Raw genomic sequence first — 17,686 nt, forward strand, 5'->3', positions numbered from 1 at the left:
AGGTGCATCAGGTTAGACACACCTCACCTAATCCTAGCGAAAACGTTCGGCGGGTGATATTTATTTCTCACCACGGACATTTTTCAGCGTATATTACGGCCGACTCGTGCATCTGCCTGAGTGCCCCTTTGAGAGGGAGCCGGAGTTTAGAACAGCGCGATCTTCTCGGGTGCCGGGAAGATGGCGTCCAGGGCGGCGAGATCCTCAGCGTCGAAGCGCAGGCATGCCGCCTGTGCGTTGGCGCGCACCTGCTCGGCGCTGGTCGCACCGGCAATGACGGAGGTGACCGGCGACTGCTGTGCGAGCCAGGAGAACGCCGCCTGCACCTCGGTAATGCCGCGTTCGGTGCAGAAGCTGTGGAAAGCTTCGAGCTGGTCCCAGTTGGCGGCGTCGAGCACGTTCTTCTTGGAGTGGGACAGGCGCGAACCGGCGGGAATGTTGTCGCGGCGGTACTTGCCGGTCAGCAGGCCGTTAGCGAGCGGGAAGTACGGCAGCACACCCATGCCGAAGTGCCGTGCGGCGGGCAGGATTTCGAGTTCTGCGCGGCGGTCGAGCAGGTTGTAGTGGTTTTCAGCGACGATGAACCGTTCGGTGCCGAGTTCACGGGCGCAGTGTTCGGCGTGGGCGAGCTGCCAGCCGGAGAAGTTGGAGTGGCCCAGGTAGCGGACCTTACCGTCGCGTACGAGCTGGTCGAGGACGCTGAGGGTTTCTTCGATGGGGGTGTTGGGGTCGGGGCTGTGGTAGAAGTACAGATCGATGTAGTCGGTGCCGAGGCGGCGGAGGGAACCTTCGACGGCGCGCATGATGTAGCGGCGGGATCCGCGAGCGTTGCGGTCGTTGCCATTGAGGTCGCCGACGGGCAGACCGAATTTGGTGACGATGGTCAGTTCGTCGCGGTCGAGGCCGAGCTGGGTGAGGGCGGTTCCGAACATGGTTTCTGAGAGGCCGGGTTCGGCGCCGTAGAGGTCGGCGATGTCGAAGAAGCTGATGCCGGCGTCGACTGCGGCGGCGATGACTTCGTTGGTGCCTTCTTGGGTGCGGGTGGGGGTGCCGGGGCGGCCGAGGTTGTTGCAGCCGATGCCGACGCTGGGTACGACGAGACCGGAGTTGCCGAGCCTGCGGTAGACGGGAGATTCAATACGTTCCATGCTTTTAACTCTACGTTGTGCGGGTATGTTGCGTGGTTATTTCCCCTCCAGTTGGGAGGCGAAGAGCTTCCTGAAGCGTGATGTGGGGTCGGTCGTTAGGTCCCGGTAGGTTCCTTGCTCCACCACACACCCACCATCCAACACCACCACAGAATCAACACCACGCAACGTCCACGCACGATGAGACACCAACACCACCAAACGCCCAACAGCAGCCACCTTCAACCGAGCAAAAATCTCCTCCTCAGTCTCAGCATCCACAGCACTGGTCGGCTCATCCAACACCCACACCGGCGCATCCCGAAGAACCACACGCGCCAACGCCAAACGCTGCCACTGACCACCCGAAAGACCAACACCACCAAACGACTCACCCAACTGAGCGTCCAAACCACCCTCAAGACCACGCACAAAATCATCAGCACAAGCCACCGACAAAGCCGACCACAAATCAGCATCACCAAGACGCTCAACAGCCTCCTGCGGCAAACCCAGCAGGAGGTTTTCACGCACAGTCAGTTCATAACGGCCGTAGTCTTGACTCACCAAACCCACATTTGCCAACATGTTGTATTTACTCTCAGAAGAAGCACCCTTATACGTTATGCTCCCCTGGGCAATTGGTGTAATTCCAAGAATTGCATTTATTAGCGTTGTTTTTCCCGCGCCCGAGGCACCAACTACTGCAATCATTTGATTATTCATCAGCTCAAGATTAATATCTTTAAGCGCAAAAGACGACGCGCCCTCATACTGAACGGATACATCTTTGCATATAATTTTTGAAATATTTTCACGGTTAGGGTTAGAAGTTTTTATCTCAGAAGCATGGTCGTAAGTATCAGAGTCGCATACCCTTCGGAATTGCTGAACAGATAATGCTCCATTAATAATCTGGCCGAATGAATATCCCACCTCTTGGGTCGCGTCAACACAGGCAATGATTCCAATCAGCGATCCGGCCACATACGATATATTGGCGCCTGAATCCACAAGGAAGTACAGGGACGCAAAAAGTAAGACAGAGCAGAGTAGCCCTGCAACTACGGAGATGATTCCTCTAACACTTTCAAGGCTCAATTCCCTACCGGTTGCCCGGCGTCGCCAGGACGCTACGCGTTGCGAGAAAAATCGGGAGGCTCTCATGAGGTGAAGTTCTTGGGCTCGACTCTGAGCCATCAGATTGTCTAGATAGTAGTTCTCTGCCCGATAGTCCTCGTACATTAGGGTGTAGATAGCGTAATCACGTTTAGCGAGAATCACCATTGCAATAGATAGGGGTAGTGAACACAGTGCCGCAAAAATTGCTGCCACAATGCTGACGTTCGCGATATTAAGACAGAGAAGTAACACCATTGCGAAGGCACTCACCAGTGTCATAACTGACATGGTGTGAACCTGCAATTCCTGTTTCGATATTGCCTCTCTAGCAGCACGTATATCTTCCTGTGATTTTGTGCTACCTATATCAGATAACGGAAATGTAGATAACCTGTTATTTAACATGCAGTGAACCCGATAGTTCACCTTTGATTTGAGGATGAGCATGTTACTTATGACCCAGCGTTTAGCAATGATATTAATTCCGACAACAAGGGCAAGAGCAACGATATAAATCCAGGCCGCGCCACCATTTGAACCGCTCAAGGCTGATACTGTATTACCAATCAGCAGGGACTGACTCAAGGGAATGCAGGCAATGACGGCTAGCGATAGGGCGACGCTCACCAGGGTTGTGGGACAGGTTTTCCATGCTAGGCGGAAGGACCAGAGTATAGAAGAAAATAGCTTTTTCATTCTCACCACGCTCATAAAGTCATATTGAACTCATCTTTGAGCCCTGAAACTCCTCGATGAGCGGACATTGAAACACTACCCGTGCCTCACTAACTAACTCTACTCTTCAATGAAATATAAAACACACATATTCGTGCGTGTCCAAGAATATTAAGCAGATATATCTGTGATATTTTCGGGCATTCAGGGGTCAGCCGACAGCCCTACCCGCAACACCCCCAGCCACCCTTCGTCATAGTCGGTCATATTAAGTTCATATTTCGGTGACTCGTCATCTCTCGACATATTGGGTCATCATCCCCCGAAGTTCTTGCGCACCCTCCAAAACGCCCGGTACAGTGAAGGCGTTATCTATCAAGAGCGACCGAGAGATCTGGCTCGTCGACGTCGCAGCAACCTCGCCAGTATCCCCCACCGTCACGGTGCAGGGTGCGGACAAGGTGCTCCCGCCAGAACCGATAGAGAAGAATACCCTTCGGCACCCCTTGATGATGTGCACCCGCAAACCGGTGGCGCGCATCCTGCAGAAGAATTCGCGCACCCTTACGGTGCGTATCTATCGGGTGAACACGAAGGATGGTTATGACGACAGTTCACCCGGCTCTTTCTTTTGAGCTGTTCCCTCCGCGCTCACACGCAAGCTGTGAGTCGCTGATTCGCACCATTGCGGAGCTTGAGGGTACCAACCCCGACTACGTTTCGGTCACCTACTCCGGTGACGCGAAGCGCCGTCAGAAGACGCTGGCGCTGCTCGATTATCTGGTGCACGAAACCTCCCTCACCCCCCTGGCACACCTGATTTGTGCAGGCCACTCGGTGCACGAGCTGGAGCGTGCGGTCCGCCTGATTCTGGGTCTGGGCGTGCGCGGTTTCCTGGCGCTGCGCGGTGACGTGCAGGAAGGTCAGGTTTCGGAGCTTCCCTTCGCCCGCTACCTGGTCGAGCTGATTCGCCGCGTGGAACGTGAAGATTTCGCCCACCTGGCGGCGGGTAAGGTGTCCATCGGTGTGGCGGCGTACCCGCAGAAGCACCCCGAGTCCGCATCCCTGCTGCAGGATATTGAGATTCTGTTGTCGAAACAGCGTGCCGGCGCGGATTTCGCTATCACCCAGGTGTTCTTCGAGGATGAGCGTTACAGTGCCCTGGTCGATTCGGCTCGCCTGGCGGGTGTGGACATCCCGATTATTCCGGGCATCATGCCGGTGACCTCCCTGAAGCGCCTGCAGAACCTCTGCCAGATGGCGGGCATGTCGGTTCCGGCGGATCTTGCGTACGCCCTGGAGACGGCAACCAGCAGCGCAGAGCTGCACCGCATCGGCGTGGACTACGCACTGAACCAGTGCCGCGCCGTGATGGATGCGGGCGCACCGGGCCTGCACTTCTTCACCTTCAACGAGCATGCCGCGGTGCTGGACGTTCTGGATCAGCTGGACCTGCCCCGATACAGCAACCGTTTCTCCCAGCCCCTGAGCGAGCTGGAATTCGCCTAAACGCGACCCGCTCCACCCGGCGCGGATGCGCCACCCAAGTTTCCCCCAAAGTACCCCGGGAGCGTCCCGCGGATCTCGGCCCCATCGACGGGGCCGGCAGGGCCCGCTGATTCTCCCATTTCTATCCCCAGTAAAGGAATATGCACTATGTCTAACGTTGCTTTCCCCGCCGCAACTATTGTTGGTTACCCCCGCGTGGGCCGCTTCCGTGAGCTGAAGAAGGCTCAGGAGGCTTTCTGGAAGGGCAAGGTCACCCTGCAGGAGCTGCAGGATACCGCCGCTGACGTGCAGCGCACCTATTTTGAGCGCGTGACCGCCGCGGGCCTGAAGGCTGACGACTACTCGATTCCGGCGACCTTCTCCTACTACGACCAGGTGCTCGACGTTGTTCGCCTGTTCACCCTGGTTCCCGAGCGTCTGGCCGAGGCTAAGGATGCACGCGGCCTGCTGGATCTGCCCGGCTACTTCGCCCTGGCGCGTGGTACCGAGACCCTGCCTCCGCTGGAGATGACCAAGTGGTTCGACACCAACTACCACTACCTGGTGCCCGAGATTGGTGCCGGCACCGAGATTAAGCTGAACCTTGAGGCTATTGACGAGCAGCTCGAGGTCGCTAAGCAGGCTGGCGTGAAGGTTCGCCCGCAGATTGTTGGCCCGCTGACCCTGCTGCTGGGCGCTAAGGCTGAGCAGGGTTCCGCCGAGGACTTCGCACCCATCGACCGCTTGGACGAGTTCGTTGCCGCGTACGCTCAGGTGCTGGAGCAGCTGGCTGAGCGCGGTGTTGAGTGGGTTCAGTTGGACGAGCCGGGCCTGACCGTGGACCGTGCCGACAACGCGAAGGTTGCCGAGCTGGCCGAGCGCACCTACCGCGCCCTGGCCGCCGCCGAGAAGCGCCCGCAGATTCTGGTGACCAGCCCTTACGGTTCCCTGCGTGAGAACCTGCCGGCGCTGCTGGGTACCGGTGTTGAGGCTCTGCATCTTGACCTGGTGCACGGCGTGTACTCGAAGGCTGAGCTTGAGTCTGTTTCTGCCGCTGGCGTGCACCTGGTGGCAGGCATCGTGAACGGCCGTAACGTGTGGCGTGCTGATGTTCGCGCGGCTCTGAAGACTCTGGAGGCGCTGCCGGGCGCATCCGAGGGTGCCGTGTCTGTATCCTCCTCGACCTCCCTGCAGCACGTGCCGCACGACCTGGCTCTGGAAGACCCCGCCGAGGTTCCCGTGGACGGCCTGGCCTTCGCCGACCAGAAGGTCGCTGAGATTGCACTGCTGGCTCGTGGCCTGGCCGAGGGTGAGGCCGCTGTTGAGCCCGAGCTGAAGGCTGCTGATGAGGCGCTGGCTCGCTTCGCCGCCGACCCGCGCAAGCACAACGACGAGATTCGTGCCCGCGCCGCAGCTGTAACCGCCGAGGACTTCGACCGCCCGACCATTGACGTTCGCCATGCGGCTCAGGCCGACCTGAACCTGCCGAAGCTGCCGACCACCACCATCGGCTCCTTCCCGCAGACCGCTGAGATTCGCCGCCGCCGCGCGGAGGCTCGTGCGGGCAAGATTTCCGCTGAGGAGCTGAACGGCTTCCTGCGTGACGAGATCGCCTCGGTCATCAAGCTGCAGGAGGAGCTGGGCCTGGACGTGCTGGTTCACGGTGAGGCTGAGCGTAACGACATGGTTCAGTACTTCGCCGAGAACTTCGACGGCTTCGCAACCACCCGCCACGGCTGGGTTCAGTCCTACGGTTCGCGTTGCACCCGCCCCTCGATCCTGTTCGGTGACGTGAAGCGTCACGGCGAGGGCCTGCGCGGTGAGGCGTTCACCGTGCCGTGGAGCTCCCACGCACAGTCGCTGAGCGAGAAGCCCGTCAAGGGCATGCTCACCGGCCCCGTGACGATTCTGGCGTGGTCCTTCGTGCGTGACGACCAGCCGCGCCGCGAGACCGCTAACCAGGTGGCTCTGGCTCTTGCCGACGAGATTGCCGACCTGGAAGAGGCAGGCATCCGCATCATTCAGGTGGACGAGCCGGCTCTGCGTGAGCTGCTGCCCCTGCGCCGCGATGAGCAGCCGCAGTACCTGGATTGGTCGGTGAACTCCTTCCGCCTGGCAACCAGCGGCGTGAAGGACTCCACCCAGATTCACACCCACCTGTGCTACTCGGAGTTCAACGAGATTATCGACTCGATTAACGCTCTGAACGCCGACGTGACCAGCATCGAGGCCGCCCGCTCGCACATGGAGCTGCTGGCAGACATTCCGGAGACCTTCGTTTCCGGTCTGGGCCCGGGCGTGTGGGACATCCACTCCCCGCGTGTTCCTTCGCAGGAGGAGATTGAGTCCCTGCTGAAGGCTGCGATTGGCTACGGCACGATTGCCGACCTGTGGGTGAACCCCGACTGCGGTCTGAAGACTCGTGATTACGAGGAGACCAAGCAGTCTCTGCGTCACCTGGTGGACGCCACCAAGGCGATTCGCGCTTCTCTCTAGGTTTCCCACCCGGAGAGCTTTAGGTTCCGCTACCTGCTGCGGGTTGACCGGATGATGGTTTGCTCGCGGTGATTCGCGGTAGGTAGCGGCTGTTCGGCTTCCCGCCGGTATGCGTACCGACTGCACGCCGAACTTTTGGGGATAGATAACGGGCCCGCCCGCACGGCTTCTTCTGCACCGTGCGGGCGGACTTTTGCGTGCTCGGGGGTGCCCGTCGCGAATTCGTTCCGGATTTGTCCCGGGTTCGTTTCGCGGCGTCCACGTGGTTTTCCACGTGGTTTTCGAGGCGGATTTAGGGTATAAATTACCCTAAATTTATGTGTGGTCTGACCATAACATTCTCTTGCCGTTTATTGAAAGCATTTATATTCATCGCGCGCCACGTAGCCCCGTCCCCCGATAGATAGATGCGCATCACAGGTATTTTCAGATTCACCGAAATTTCAAGGGAGAAACGACTTTTAGAGAATTTACGTTCTGAATATCTGTTCACCATTGCAAGAATACTATGCACATATGCCCATCAAATTAGCATTTTTATAAGAATTCGTTTTTAGAATTCCAGCATGACTACTACCGCTTCATCAAAGAAGAAGAAGGGTTCTGTACCCCGCTGGCTCGCTATTCCGGCACCCAAGCCTCAACTGAGTGAGGCAGAAGTTAATGCAAAGTACCCGCGCATGCGTCTGCAGGTTTTCATGGGTATTTTCATCGGTTACGCGACCTTCTACCTGATTCGTAACAACGTCCCGCTGGTCACCCCGATTCTGACCAAGGAACTCGGCTTCAGCAATGCGGCCATCGGCGCACTGTCCACGGCACTGCTGCTCGCCTACGGCTTCAGCAAGTTCCTCACCGCGATGATTTCCGACCGCTCGAATGCGCGTCTGTTCCTGCCCATCGGTCTGGTGCTCTCGGGTGTTGCCAACATTCTGCTGGCGCTGACCGGCTACATGGGTGAAGGCGCGGGTGCGGCCGGCTACGGTGCCGCTATCGCCTCCATCATGGCGACCATCATGGTCTTCAACGGCATCTTCCAGGGCATGGGCTGGCCGCCCTCGGGCCGCGTGCTCGTGAACTGGTTCTCCACCAGCGAGCGCGGCGCGAAGGTTTCGTGGTGGAACACCGCCCACAACGTCGGTGGTGCGCTGTCCGGCCTGCTGGTGGCCTGGGGCTTCTCCCTGTTCGGTAAGACCTGGGAGGTTGCATTCTGGTTCCCGGCCGTCATCAGCTTCGTTCTGGCGTTCGTGGCGTGGCTGCTGATTCGTGACAACCCCGAGGCTGAGGGTCTGCCCACCGTTGACGTGTACCGCAACGACCCGCACAAGGTTGAGTCCACCGCTGAGGATCGTGCGGAGTCCACTTGGACCACCATCCGTAAGCACGTGCTGACCAACTCGACCATGGTGTACCTGGCTCTGGCAAACGTGTTCGTGTACACCCTGCGTTACGGCGTGCTGGTGTGGGCGCCGAAGTACCTGCACGATGTGCGCCACACCTCCCTTGAGGGCGGTATCGCGGGCTTCTCGATTCTGGAGCTTGCCGGCATTGGTGGCACCGTGCTGTGCGGTTACGTTTCTGACCGCATGTTCAAGGGTCGCCGCTCCCCCGCGGGTATCCTGTTCCTGCTTGCGACCGTTGGCGCGATTCTGCTGTACTGGCTGCCTTCTTCGGATGCGCCGCTGTGGATTGCGTACGTTGCGTTGGCTCTGATTGGTGGCCTGATTTACGGCCCGGTCATGCTGATTGGTCTGCAGGCTATTGACCTGTCCCCCTCGCACGTTGCGGGTACCGCTGCGGGCTTCACCGGCCTGTTCGGTTACGCGCTGGGTGCGACCCTGGCGTCTGCCGGTATCGGCATTATTGTTGACCACTGGGGTTGGAGCACCGCGTTCGTCTTCATGATTGTGTGCTCCGGTCTGGCGGTTTTGTTCCTCTGGCTGGTCAACGGTGCTGAGAAGCGCATGATGGCTGAGCGCGCGGAGAAGCTGGCGGCTCAGGCTTAAGCGAATAGTGCTTCTTCTTTCCTGAACTACTTAACAGTTCGGGGGTAGATGTTAACCCGCCTGTACGGTTGTGTGACCGTGCGGGCGGGTTTTCTGCATCCTGGGAGGGCTACCCCGCCCCTTTATGCCGCCTAAAACGCCTCTGAGAAGCACCTGTACCGGTGAGCCAGCATCTGGCGGCATGCCGGGCATCCTGTGGCTTGGGGGCGTAAGAACATAGAATGGAACCATGACTACTAACTCTGGAATCACTAAAGAATGGGTGGATGAAACCGTCAAGCCGGGCGACGATTTCTTCCGCCACGTCAACGGTAAGTGGCTGGCTACCCACGAAATCCCGGCGGATCGCCCCAAGGATGGCGGCCTGTACACCCTCCGCGATAACGCAGAGAAGCACGTGCGTGAGCTGGTGGAGAAGATTGCGAAGGAGCAGCCGGAGTCCCGTATTGGTGCGCTCTACAACTCCTTCATGGATGTTGAGAAGATTGAGGCGGACGGCCTGGAGCCGCTGCTGAAGGAAATCGCCCCGATTCTGAACTCGGCAACCCCTTCCCACCTGGCTGTGACCTTGGCGCTGCTGTCTCGTGCGGGTCTGCCGCAGCTGTTCGCCTGGTACACCAGCAACGACCCGAAGGACCCGAAGAATTACACGTTCTTCCTGTACCAGTCGGGTCTGGGTCTGCCGGATGAATCCTACTACCGTGAAGAGAAGCACGAGCAGGCGTGCGCGGCGTATGTTGAGCATATTGCCCGCATGTTCCAGCTGACCGGTCTGGCTGAGGGCTTCGGTCTGACTCCGGAGCAGGCGGCTCAGCTGGTGTTCACTCACGAGTCGGAGCTGGCTCGCCTGCACTGGAACGTCGTGGAGAACCGCGACGCTGAGGCGACCTACAACCCGTACCAGGCGACTGAGCTGGACGAGAAGTTCCCCGGCTTCCCGTTCTCGCAGTGGCTGCTGGCTCTGGGTGCCGACCCGGAGACCCTGGGTCAGGTTATTGTGGGTCAGCCGTCCTTCTTTGAGGGTGCGGCGAAGCTGTTCACCTCCATCCCGCTGATGAGCTGGAAGCTGTGGGCTGTGTGGACCGTTCTGCGTTCGCGTGCGCCGTTCATGTACGACGAGCTAGTTCAGGAAAGCTTCAACTTCTACGGCAAGACCCTTTCCGGTACTCAGCAGATTCGTGAGCGCTGGAAGCGCGGCGTGGGCGCTGTCGAGAAGGCTCTGGGTGAGGAAATTGGCCAGGAGTACGTGGCTGTGCACTTCCCGCCTTCGCACAAGGAGAAGATGCTGGTTCTGGTCGGCAACCTCCTGGAGGCGTACCGCGAGTCCATTGAGTCGCTGGACTGGATGACTGAGGCAACCCGTCAGAAGGCGCTGGAGAAGCTGTCGAAGTTCGTCACCAAGATCGGTTACCCCGATAAGTGGCGTGACTTCTCCGCCCTGGAGCTGGTGCCCGGTGACCTGTTTGAGAACCTGCGCCGTACCGGTGCGTTTGATGCTGACTGGCTGATTGCCCGTAAGGGTCAGCCGGTGGATAAGTCGGAGTGGCTGATGACTCCGCAGACCGTGAACGCGTACTACATGCCGCCGGCGAATGAGATTGTGTTCCCGGCAGCAATTCTGCAGCCCCCGTACTTCAACCCGGATGCTGACGATGCGGCGAACTACGGCAATATCGGCATGATTATTGGCCACGAGATTGGCCACGGCTTTGACGATCAGGGTTCCCGCTATGACGGTGACGGCAAGCTGGAGAGCTGGTGGACTGAGGAGGATTACGCGAAGTTCAAGGAGCGCACCTCCGCGCTGGTGGAGCAGTACAACGCGTATGTTCCGGTGGGTCTGGACCCGAAGTTCCACGTGAACGGTGAGCTGACTCTGGGCGAGAACATTGGCGACCTGGCTGGCATGTCGATTGCGTTGAAGGCGTACCGTCTGGCTTTGAAGAAGCAGGGCATTGAGTCGCTGGCTGACGCGCCGGTGATTGACGGCATGACCGGTATTCAGCGTTTCTTCTTCTCGAATGCTCGCGGCTGGTGCACGAAGTCCCGCCCGCAGCACGCCGAGGTGATGATTTCGGTGGATCCGCATTCGCCGGATGAGTTCCGTGTGAACGGTGTAATGCGCAATATTGATGAGTTCTATGAGGCGTTTGGTGTCTCTGAGGGCGATGCACTGTACCTGGCTCCGGAGGAGCGCGTGCGCATCTGGTAGCTTCCCGATAAGGGTATATGCTTTATTGCGTATATAGGTGAGGCGCCCGCCTCGTGGCTTGAAAACCACGAGGCGGGCGCCTTTCTATTTCAGAAACTATGCGTTTCTAGGCTCTTGAGTTTTAGGAGTCAGAAGCCGAAGCGGAAGCCGAGGGCGAAGAGGAAGAAGCACGCATACCGGTCAGCTTCCACGCACCGTTCTCGTACACACCGTGCAGGGTGCGCTCCACATCGTTCTTACGGTCCGAATCGGAGGAAGCGTCCTCCACACGGTCCTTGCTTGCGATGAACTCGCCGGTGTCCATGGTCAGGCGGATATCCCAGTCGTAGGCGTCGCCATCACGCTCGGGCTGTGCGGTAAGCATGGTGATGGTGGCGGACGGGTCCTGCATCCAAATCTTGCCCTGCTGCAGACCAGCACCCAGGGTGCCTTCTTCGGGTTCGAGCATGTTCTTCAGCTCGGAGTTGTCAACCGCACATTCACGCAGGGGCTCGGTCTTACCGGTACGCATGTAGTACTCAATGGCGGCACCGAAGAACGCGATGGACTGGTACAGACCTTCCACGCTGTTCTCGTTGGCAACGGCGGGCTTCACGGGCACGGGCGCGTTCTTAGAGGGCTCGGTGCGGGTTCCGGGCTGGTAGTCAGCAGGTTTGGAGGTGTAGCCGTCGAGGGTTGCAACGCCGGAGTAGTCGGTGCGTGCGGTCTTAGATGCCGACGCGGAAGCAGATGCGCTACCGGATGCAGACGCAGAGCCGCTGATTGCCTGGGGCTGAGCACCGCAGGCTGCGAGGAGGGTTGCGCCGCCGGTTGCTGCGAGCAGGCCGAGGGCGGATCGGCGGGTGAGGGGCTTGATCTTATTCATGGGTTCTCTCTATCCGTGGTGATGGGCGGACCGCGCGGCGGGTACGGCACGATACGCCGAAGGCGGCGCCACGAGTGTGTGGCACCGCCTCCTAGTATATGTTCCGAACGCGAGGATAACCCGGTCGGGTGTTTGGTTTAGTTACCGCCGTTATCAACAATGATGACGCGCTCGCGACGGCCGTAGCGGTTGTAACGGTAGGTGTAGCGGAAGGCCGGGCGGTAACGGACGGTGGGTCGGTTGTAGTAGGCCTGCGCGGGGGTGAGCAGCGCACCGAGGGCGGTTGCTGCGCCAGCACCGGCGGCGGCCAGGGCTGCGCGGCGGGTAAGCCGTGCGGACTTCTTGGAGGTCATGATTGTACCTTTCAAGGTTGGTGTTTCTGCAGAGTGAGCGGTGTTGGTACGGCGTGCGGCCGCGCCTTGAACCTTTTCTTATTCTAGAGGTTAAACGTTAAAGTTTTTGCGTACAGAGTGCACCTTCTAGTTGAGGCTTAGGGCATGTGGGCTAGTCCGCGTTTTTCCGGCGGGATTTTTGTTGAAATATTAGTTTGTAAACACGCCGCGTACGGCCCGGATTCTAGCGTTTTGCGGGGTGAATTCCGCGCACCGATGGGGGTCGGTTCGCCGCTGAGCCGGCCCTTCTGACGAATGGTCGCCCGGTCTTCACCCAGGCCTTGCACCGAGTTAACCCTTCGGTGGATAGGGTGCGATAGGCTAAGGATATACCCGCGCCTCACCCGGGCGCGATTCACCAACCACCACACAAGGACGTACACACTATGAGCGCTGTTGAAGACGGAGCCCTCGGAGGACTCATCGTCGCCCTAGTACCGGGTATCCGTATTAAGCTCGGCAAACCTACCCTGAATAAGAGGCAGAAGAGGCCCCTTTTTGGATTTCTCTTCTCTTGGAGCGCCACAATCCTTGGGTTCGTCATCTGGCCTATTATTTGGCTGAGCCTGGGATATCCGCATCCTTCCGGCAACCGAGAGATTGTTAATCAATGGGTTCTGCTGTTTATAGGTGCCTTTGGGCTTGGTCTGCTGGGTGCTATCCCGCTGAACCACTGCTACGCCTTCTACCTTGAGCTGCGCGAGGATTGCGTGCGGTGGCGTAATTGGCGGTGGAAAGAACGCACTTTCACCTACCCATCCATCACATTTGCCCACGTGGAGAACAACGGCAAGAACGGCTTCTTGCGCATTGGCAGTACTGAGATGGGTAAGCGTACTTGCAGCTTCGACCCGTATCAGTTTGATGCGACCATTCTGATGGTGCAGGTGCTTTACCGTGATGATCACGGGCGCTGGGCTGAGGAGGACGGCCTGGATGCGATGAGCGTGGTGGGGATGTATGGCTCTTCGCGCGATATTTATGCCCAGTTTTATGATTTGTGTGAGACGAAGTATGTGGTGGGTGTGACGAAGAGTGAGCGTCAGAAGCGCCGTCGTAGGGCTGCGCGTAATGAGGCGCGTAATGAGGCGCGCCGCAAAAACTCATGATTTGAAGAAGTCGAAGAACTCAGGCGAGAAGAGGCGAATAGCGATGAAAAATAATGGGGCCAATTTCAAAGAGTATTTTCGTAGAACAGCAGAAAATATATGGAATGACCGCGGCGTCATTATATTTTTCGTAGGATTTATTGCCGTATTGGGAGCTATATATTTCATGACCCATTCCAACCCGAATAACGACTCTGAAATATGCACTATCGAGTCGGTTGAAATCATTGAGCACGAGGACCCCTACGCAATCTCCGGTGCCTTCGAGACGAAAGAGTGCGGAACCATCACAATGTGGCACGCTCCCGATGGGGAACGTATCTACCCCTACCTCAACAGTATTGAGGCAGGTAAGAAATACAGGGCGTACAAGTCCTTCACTACCCGAAACGACAAAACAGGGTTCTCCGTCATCCGCTTTGAAGAAATCAAAGAATAAGCCGTAGATCAATAAAACAAAGACGACCACTTGTGAGTAAATATTGACCCTAATGCCCACGAGAGAAAGCAAGTAATAAATATGTTCCTGGCAGAATTTGCACAAGGTGTTCGTGAAGGCCTCAAAGAGACATTAGGCACCATGAATCGAAGCCGCATGATAATGCTGGCAATTATTGTAGCGATTGCTCTCTTCGTTATCGTGTATCTTCCCTACTCTTTGCGTGATGATAGCGATAACGTTACTGCTACCTGCACCGTCACTAAGGCTTACACGAAGGACCGAGGGGGATCAGATGTTAGCGGCATGACCAATATTGCCCCCGTGGGTATTTTTGAGACGAAGGAGTGCGGCACGCTCCGCCTGTCTGTGGCTCCATCCGGGTGGAAGGTTCCCGACTATGTTCAGACGGCTCAGGTTGGGAAGAAGTATCTGTTTCATGTAGCGAATGACTCTGTTCAAAAGGAACGGGATTTTGATACAACCCGCTTCGAAGAAATCAAAGAATGACAATTCTATAAACTAGAGCCCCGGGCAGTGCGAGTCTTCATCTCGTACCGTTCGGGCTTTCCAGGCAATACGCGCAACCTATTTCGCCTCAACCAGCACCACCAAGACACGAAAGGCGCGTCCCCTCCCCTATGAGCAGCCGAGAAAATCGGGTGAGCACAGGGCCTAATCCCATCCGCCGGTGAATGGTCGCCCAGTCTTCACCCGAGCCTTGCACCCAGTTAACTTTCTGGTCAGATACAGTGCGATAGGCTAAGGATGTGCCCGCCACCTCACCGTAGCGAGCACAATTCACCAACCACCACCACACAAGGACGTACATACCATGAGCACGACTGAAGTAAGCAGAAAAGCGTACTCCGCTACCATCGCCGACTCCAACTCGGCTGAAGGAGTGAATAGCTAAATGATGTCTCAAGAATTTGCTATTACCTTTTGGGGTGCGTGCTCCATCATCACGACTATTTTCACGCTTTTCACCCTGGCCACCTACATCATTAATCGGCGCCGTGACGAGAAGAAGAAGCGTGAAGGAATCTACATTAGTCGTACGCAAACGCTGCTGGCGTACATTATTGTCTTTTTCCCGGGTTTGCCGATTATCTGCTATTTTTTGTCGCTCAATGACCCCGGGACTAACTCATTTGTAGACATTGCATCCATACTCATGACTGCTTTCCTCTTGTTCTACCTGTGGAGCGTCAACGCTACGTACATGAAGATTTCTTCTGAAGGTATTGAGCAGCACACCCCCGTTCGCGGGTCGAGGATCTGCCCTATCGGCGCAATTGATAGCGTCGTGTATAGCGAGTCCAAGGATGAAGATACGGCAAGCCGCACCTGGTTCCTCACTAAGTCGCGTGCGCGCATTAACCCGTTGAACCCGAATTATGATGAGTACTACCTCTTGCTTATGACTCGATTTAGGGTTGAGTACGGGCGTTGGCCTTACCTGGATATTCCGGCTGACGTGGATAAGGTGAACCAGCTGGATAACCGTGCTGAAGTCATTCCGTACTTCAAGTTCCGTAAGAAAATCTCGGGTCTGGCTGAGATTGACATGTAGCCCGGCTTGCAAGGCTAAAGGCTCCCGGGGATGCGCGGACGGAGCGCGCTCTTCCTATTCACCAACCACACGAAACGAGAAACCACCGTGCGCATTTTCCTGATTATTATCTGGGGCATCCTGGCTTTCATCTCGGTAACCGGGACACTCTACATCATTACCAATTACGAGATTCAGCGGTGGAAAGATATAGCGCGCCGCCGCCAAGGCGCGTACATCCGACGAGTTAATCAGGCAGAGGCTCTTCTAACAATATTTACCCCTGGGTTCCCGTGCCTTTTTCTCTACCTTCATCTTGTTGACGAGGGTTCTGCGGGTATCTTCTATGAATCGATTGCATTACTTGGGTCAATTGGACTCATGATGTATGCCTGGTATGTGCATGTTGCCTACGTGAAGATTTCCCCTGAAGGTATTGAGCAACGCATGTGGTCGGCGCGCACGACCGTCTATCCCTTCAACGCTATTGACGGCATTGAATACTACGAGGCAACCTCTACAGACGACCAGGATCTTGTGTCTTTCTACAGTAAATCCGGAAAACTAATTGCCGCCTTCTGCCCGATTATTCATAAGAATTATCGTCTGATGGCGATTGTGCGGTTCAGGATTGATAATGACCGCTGGCCTGATATGAATAATCCGAGTGATATTGCTCGGGTGGATGCTCTAGATAGTGGCCCCGATACAGTCCCGTACTTCAGGGGAAAAGAGAAAGTCACCGGCCTCGCCGACGTCGATATGTAGCACCCCGCGACAACCGATACGATAGCCCCAAACACCGAACTCTATTCACCAACCACACGAAACGAGAACCCACCATGCGCACTTTCCTGATTATCTTCTGGGGTATCTTCGCTCTACTCACGACAGTGGCGACGATTTATGTCCTCATCAATTACGAGGTACAGCGTTGGAAAGATAAGCAACGGCAACGTGAGGGTATTTATATTCGACGAGTTACGCGGTTTGAAGCTCTCATTACGATATTGACCCCAGTTTTTCCAGGTCTTGCGTATGTAACCGAAATATATGACACCGGACCGGTAAATATATGGGTTGAAATAGCAGCCCTGTTGCTATCAGTGCTAATGGTCGGTTGTCTACGCTATGTACATGTTGCCTATGTGAAGACCTCCGCCGAGGGTATCGAGCAGCGCATCTGGTTCTCCAACCCGACCCGCTATCCCTTCACCGCGATCAACCGCGTCGTGTTCTACAAAGCAGCAAAATATGAAGACGAAGACATGGTAGGGTTCTACGCCAAGTCAGGCACCCAGATTGCCCTGTTTAGCCCGTTGCCTCATAAAAATTACCGACTTCTGGCGATTGTACGGTTCAGGATTGAGAACGAGCATTGGCCTGACATGGACAACCCGGATGACGTGGCTCAGGTAGACCGTTTGGATTGTGCCGGGAAGACGATGCGCTACTTTGAGAATTTGGGGAAGGTTACCGACCTTGCCGACGTCTACATGTAACCAACCACCACACTAGGACATTTCATGCTCAGAAAATTTCTTGCCGAAACCGTCACCAACGGCTCCATAGGACTCAACCGCCCCAAAGGCTATATTCCTCTGGGACAGCGACAGAAAAAGCCGCTTTTGGCTGTACTAGCTGCAGATTCCTTTGTATTGATAGTGTGCTTCTGGCTGCCATTAGAAATCTCACGTGATACGGAAGAACTGATTTCTATGTTTGTATTTTCAAATATTGTCGGTTTGTTCTTCTGGTTCTTGGCTATCCATTCGCATGCTTTCTATATCCAGCAGAATGCAACTTCCGTGAAATGGCGAAACTGGCGATTCAAGACCCGCGAGTTCGACTACAGCAGCATCACCAAAATACATATGCAGGTTAACAATAAAGGTGGCTACTTCGTCATTAGCAGTAGCCAGATGGGTAAGCGCCGTTTAGGTGTAAGCCCCGTCTTCTTTGACGCAACCTACATCTACCACATGATTCTCTTCCGCGAGCGCTACGGCGTTTGGCCGCCCAAGTATATCCCTGAGCTCTTCGTAGAGTTTGGTGACTATGAGGAGATGGATACCCTGATCAAAATCCTCTGCTATGCCCACAAGTATGAGATTGGTTCCCCCGAAGCCGGGGAGTACCGACAGATCCCGGAACACCTGCAGCGCATCCTCGACCGCGCTGCGGCAGAGTCCAAATAGTT

15 protein-coding genes and 1 riboswitch are annotated in these 17,686 nt (G+C 56.5%); of the genes, 11 read left to right on the forward strand and 4 right to left on the reverse strand.

Translation table 11 applies throughout. The features are described 5' to 3' along the window. Positions 1-146: 146 nt before the first annotated feature. Positions 147-1,148: an aldo/keto reductase gene (locus HMPREF2874_RS00740; protein ID WP_070648465.1), complete on the reverse strand. Its 1,002-nt coding sequence runs from the start codon at positions 1,146-1,148 to the stop codon at positions 147-149. A gap of 36 nt (positions 1,149-1,184) precedes the next feature. After that, on the reverse strand, positions 1,185-2,834 hold the full coding sequence (locus tag HMPREF2874_RS00745) for an ATP-binding cassette domain-containing protein (RefSeq protein WP_246823731.1): 1,650 nt from the start codon (positions 2,832-2,834) through the stop codon (positions 1,185-1,187). Between the two features lie 459 nt (positions 2,835-3,293). Beyond that, a riboswitch (SAM riboswitch) is annotated at positions 3,294-3,410 on the forward strand. A 117-nt stretch (positions 3,411-3,527) separates the two neighbouring features. Here HMPREF2874_RS00745 and HMPREF2874_RS00755 point away from each other — a divergent pair. From HMPREF2874_RS00755 to HMPREF2874_RS00770, 4 genes are all read left to right on the forward strand, one after another. Continuing rightward, on the forward strand, positions 3,528-4,433 hold the full coding sequence (locus HMPREF2874_RS00755) for a methylenetetrahydrofolate reductase (protein WP_049333826.1): 906 nt from the start codon (positions 3,528-3,530) through the stop codon (positions 4,431-4,433). Positions 4,434-4,580: 147 nt separating this feature from the next. Continuing rightward, positions 4,581-6,908 (forward strand): 5-methyltetrahydropteroyltriglutamate--homocysteine S-methyltransferase, encoded by a 2,328-nt coding sequence (metE, locus tag HMPREF2874_RS00760; protein WP_070648471.1) that lies wholly within the window; start codon positions 4,581-4,583, stop codon positions 6,906-6,908. A gap of 566 nt (positions 6,909-7,474) precedes the next feature. After that, a complete protein-coding gene (locus HMPREF2874_RS00765) occupies positions 7,475-8,914 on the forward strand; it encodes an MFS transporter (protein WP_070648473.1) in 1,440 nt (479 codons plus the stop codon). 229 nt (positions 8,915-9,143) lie between these two features. Next, the gene (locus HMPREF2874_RS00770; protein ID WP_070648474.1) at positions 9,144-11,126 is read left to right on the forward strand and encodes a M13 family metallopeptidase; all 1,983 of its coding nucleotides are present in this window, start codon (positions 9,144-9,146) and stop codon (positions 11,124-11,126) included. 121 nt (positions 11,127-11,247) lie between these two features. Here HMPREF2874_RS00770 and HMPREF2874_RS00775 read toward each other — a convergent pair whose 3' ends face one another. Then, positions 11,248-11,991 carry a DUF6318 family protein gene (locus tag HMPREF2874_RS00775; protein WP_246823732.1) on the reverse strand — a complete coding sequence of 248 codons (744 nt, stop codon included), beginning with the start codon at positions 11,989-11,991 and terminating at the stop codon, positions 11,248-11,250. A 137-nt stretch (positions 11,992-12,128) separates the two neighbouring features. After that, positions 12,129-12,344: a hypothetical protein gene (locus HMPREF2874_RS00780; RefSeq protein ID WP_049333812.1), complete on the reverse strand. Its 216-nt coding sequence runs from the start codon at positions 12,342-12,344 to the stop codon at positions 12,129-12,131. Positions 12,345-12,769: 425 nt separating this feature from the next. On the opposite strand from HMPREF2874_RS00780, the gene HMPREF2874_RS00785 reads away from it, so the two are divergent. The 7 genes from HMPREF2874_RS00785 (at position 12,770) to HMPREF2874_RS00815 (ending at position 17,684) form a co-directional block, all read left to right on the forward strand. Next, positions 12,770-13,492, forward strand: a complete 723-nt coding sequence (locus tag HMPREF2874_RS00785; RefSeq protein WP_070648476.1) for an ECF transporter S component — start codon at positions 12,770-12,772, stop codon at positions 13,490-13,492. 1 nt (position 13,493) lies between these two features. Beyond that, the gene (locus tag HMPREF2874_RS00790; RefSeq protein WP_246823733.1) at positions 13,494-13,931 is read left to right on the forward strand and encodes a hypothetical protein; all 438 of its coding nucleotides are present in this window, start codon (positions 13,494-13,496) and stop codon (positions 13,929-13,931) included. Positions 13,932-14,012: 81 nt separating this feature from the next. Next, entirely contained in the window at positions 14,013-14,441 is a 429-nt protein-coding gene (locus HMPREF2874_RS00795) for a hypothetical protein (protein WP_070648480.1), read from the forward strand. Between the two features lie 406 nt (positions 14,442-14,847). Continuing rightward, complete coding sequence (locus HMPREF2874_RS09290) at positions 14,848-15,507, forward strand: G protein-coupled receptor family protein (RefSeq protein WP_070648482.1); 660 nt, start codon at positions 14,848-14,850, stop codon at positions 15,505-15,507. Between the two features lie 87 nt (positions 15,508-15,594). Next, entirely contained in the window at positions 15,595-16,254 is a 660-nt protein-coding gene (locus HMPREF2874_RS00805; RefSeq protein ID WP_070648484.1) for a hypothetical protein, read from the forward strand. A 74-nt stretch (positions 16,255-16,328) separates the two neighbouring features. Next, positions 16,329-16,988 carry a hypothetical protein gene (locus HMPREF2874_RS00810; RefSeq protein WP_070648486.1) on the forward strand — a complete coding sequence of 220 codons (660 nt, stop codon included), beginning with the start codon at positions 16,329-16,331 and terminating at the stop codon, positions 16,986-16,988. 24 nt (positions 16,989-17,012) lie between these two features. Then, positions 17,013-17,684 carry a hypothetical protein gene (locus HMPREF2874_RS00815; RefSeq protein WP_070648488.1) on the forward strand — a complete coding sequence of 224 codons (672 nt, stop codon included), beginning with the start codon at positions 17,013-17,015 and terminating at the stop codon, positions 17,682-17,684. Positions 17,685-17,686: the final 2 nt, after the last annotated feature.

This window comes from Rothia sp. HMSC068F09 (assembly GCF_001812775.1).
Classification (GTDB): domain Bacteria; phylum Actinomycetota; class Actinomycetes; order Actinomycetales; family Micrococcaceae; genus Rothia; species Rothia mucilaginosa_A.

What these genes read in the sequence shown, in the direction of transcription:
- HMPREF2874_RS00740 (WP_070648465.1), bottom strand. Translation starts at nt 1,148, where the DNA reads ATGGAACGTATTGAATCTCCCGTCTACCGCAGGCTCGGCAACTCCGGT.
- HMPREF2874_RS00755 (WP_049333826.1), top strand. Translation starts at nt 3,528, where the DNA reads ATGACGACAGTTCACCCGGCTCTTTCTTTTGAGCTGTTCCCTCCGCGC.
- metE (WP_070648471.1), top strand. Translation starts at nt 4,581, where the DNA reads ATGTCTAACGTTGCTTTCCCCGCCGCAACTATTGTTGGTTACCCCCGC.
- HMPREF2874_RS00765 (WP_070648473.1), top strand. Translation starts at nt 7,475, where the DNA reads ATGACTACTACCGCTTCATCAAAGAAGAAGAAGGGTTCTGTACCCCGC.
- HMPREF2874_RS00770 (WP_070648474.1), top strand. Translation starts at nt 9,144, where the DNA reads ATGACTACTAACTCTGGAATCACTAAAGAATGGGTGGATGAAACCGTC.
- HMPREF2874_RS00775 (WP_246823732.1), bottom strand. Translation starts at nt 11,991, where the DNA reads ATGAATAAGATCAAGCCCCTCACCCGCCGATCCGCCCTCGGCCTGCTC.
- HMPREF2874_RS00780 (WP_049333812.1), bottom strand. Translation starts at nt 12,344, where the DNA reads ATGACCTCCAAGAAGTCCGCACGGCTTACCCGCCGCGCAGCCCTGGCC.
- HMPREF2874_RS00785 (WP_070648476.1), top strand. Translation starts at nt 12,770, where the DNA reads ATGAGCGCTGTTGAAGACGGAGCCCTCGGAGGACTCATCGTCGCCCTA.
- HMPREF2874_RS00795 (WP_070648480.1), top strand. Translation starts at nt 14,013, where the DNA reads ATGTTCCTGGCAGAATTTGCACAAGGTGTTCGTGAAGGCCTCAAAGAG.
- HMPREF2874_RS09290 (WP_070648482.1), top strand. Translation starts at nt 14,848, where the DNA reads ATGATGTCTCAAGAATTTGCTATTACCTTTTGGGGTGCGTGCTCCATC.
- HMPREF2874_RS00810 (WP_070648486.1), top strand. Translation starts at nt 16,329, where the DNA reads ATGCGCACTTTCCTGATTATCTTCTGGGGTATCTTCGCTCTACTCACG.
- HMPREF2874_RS00815 (WP_070648488.1), top strand. Translation starts at nt 17,013, where the DNA reads ATGCTCAGAAAATTTCTTGCCGAAACCGTCACCAACGGCTCCATAGGA.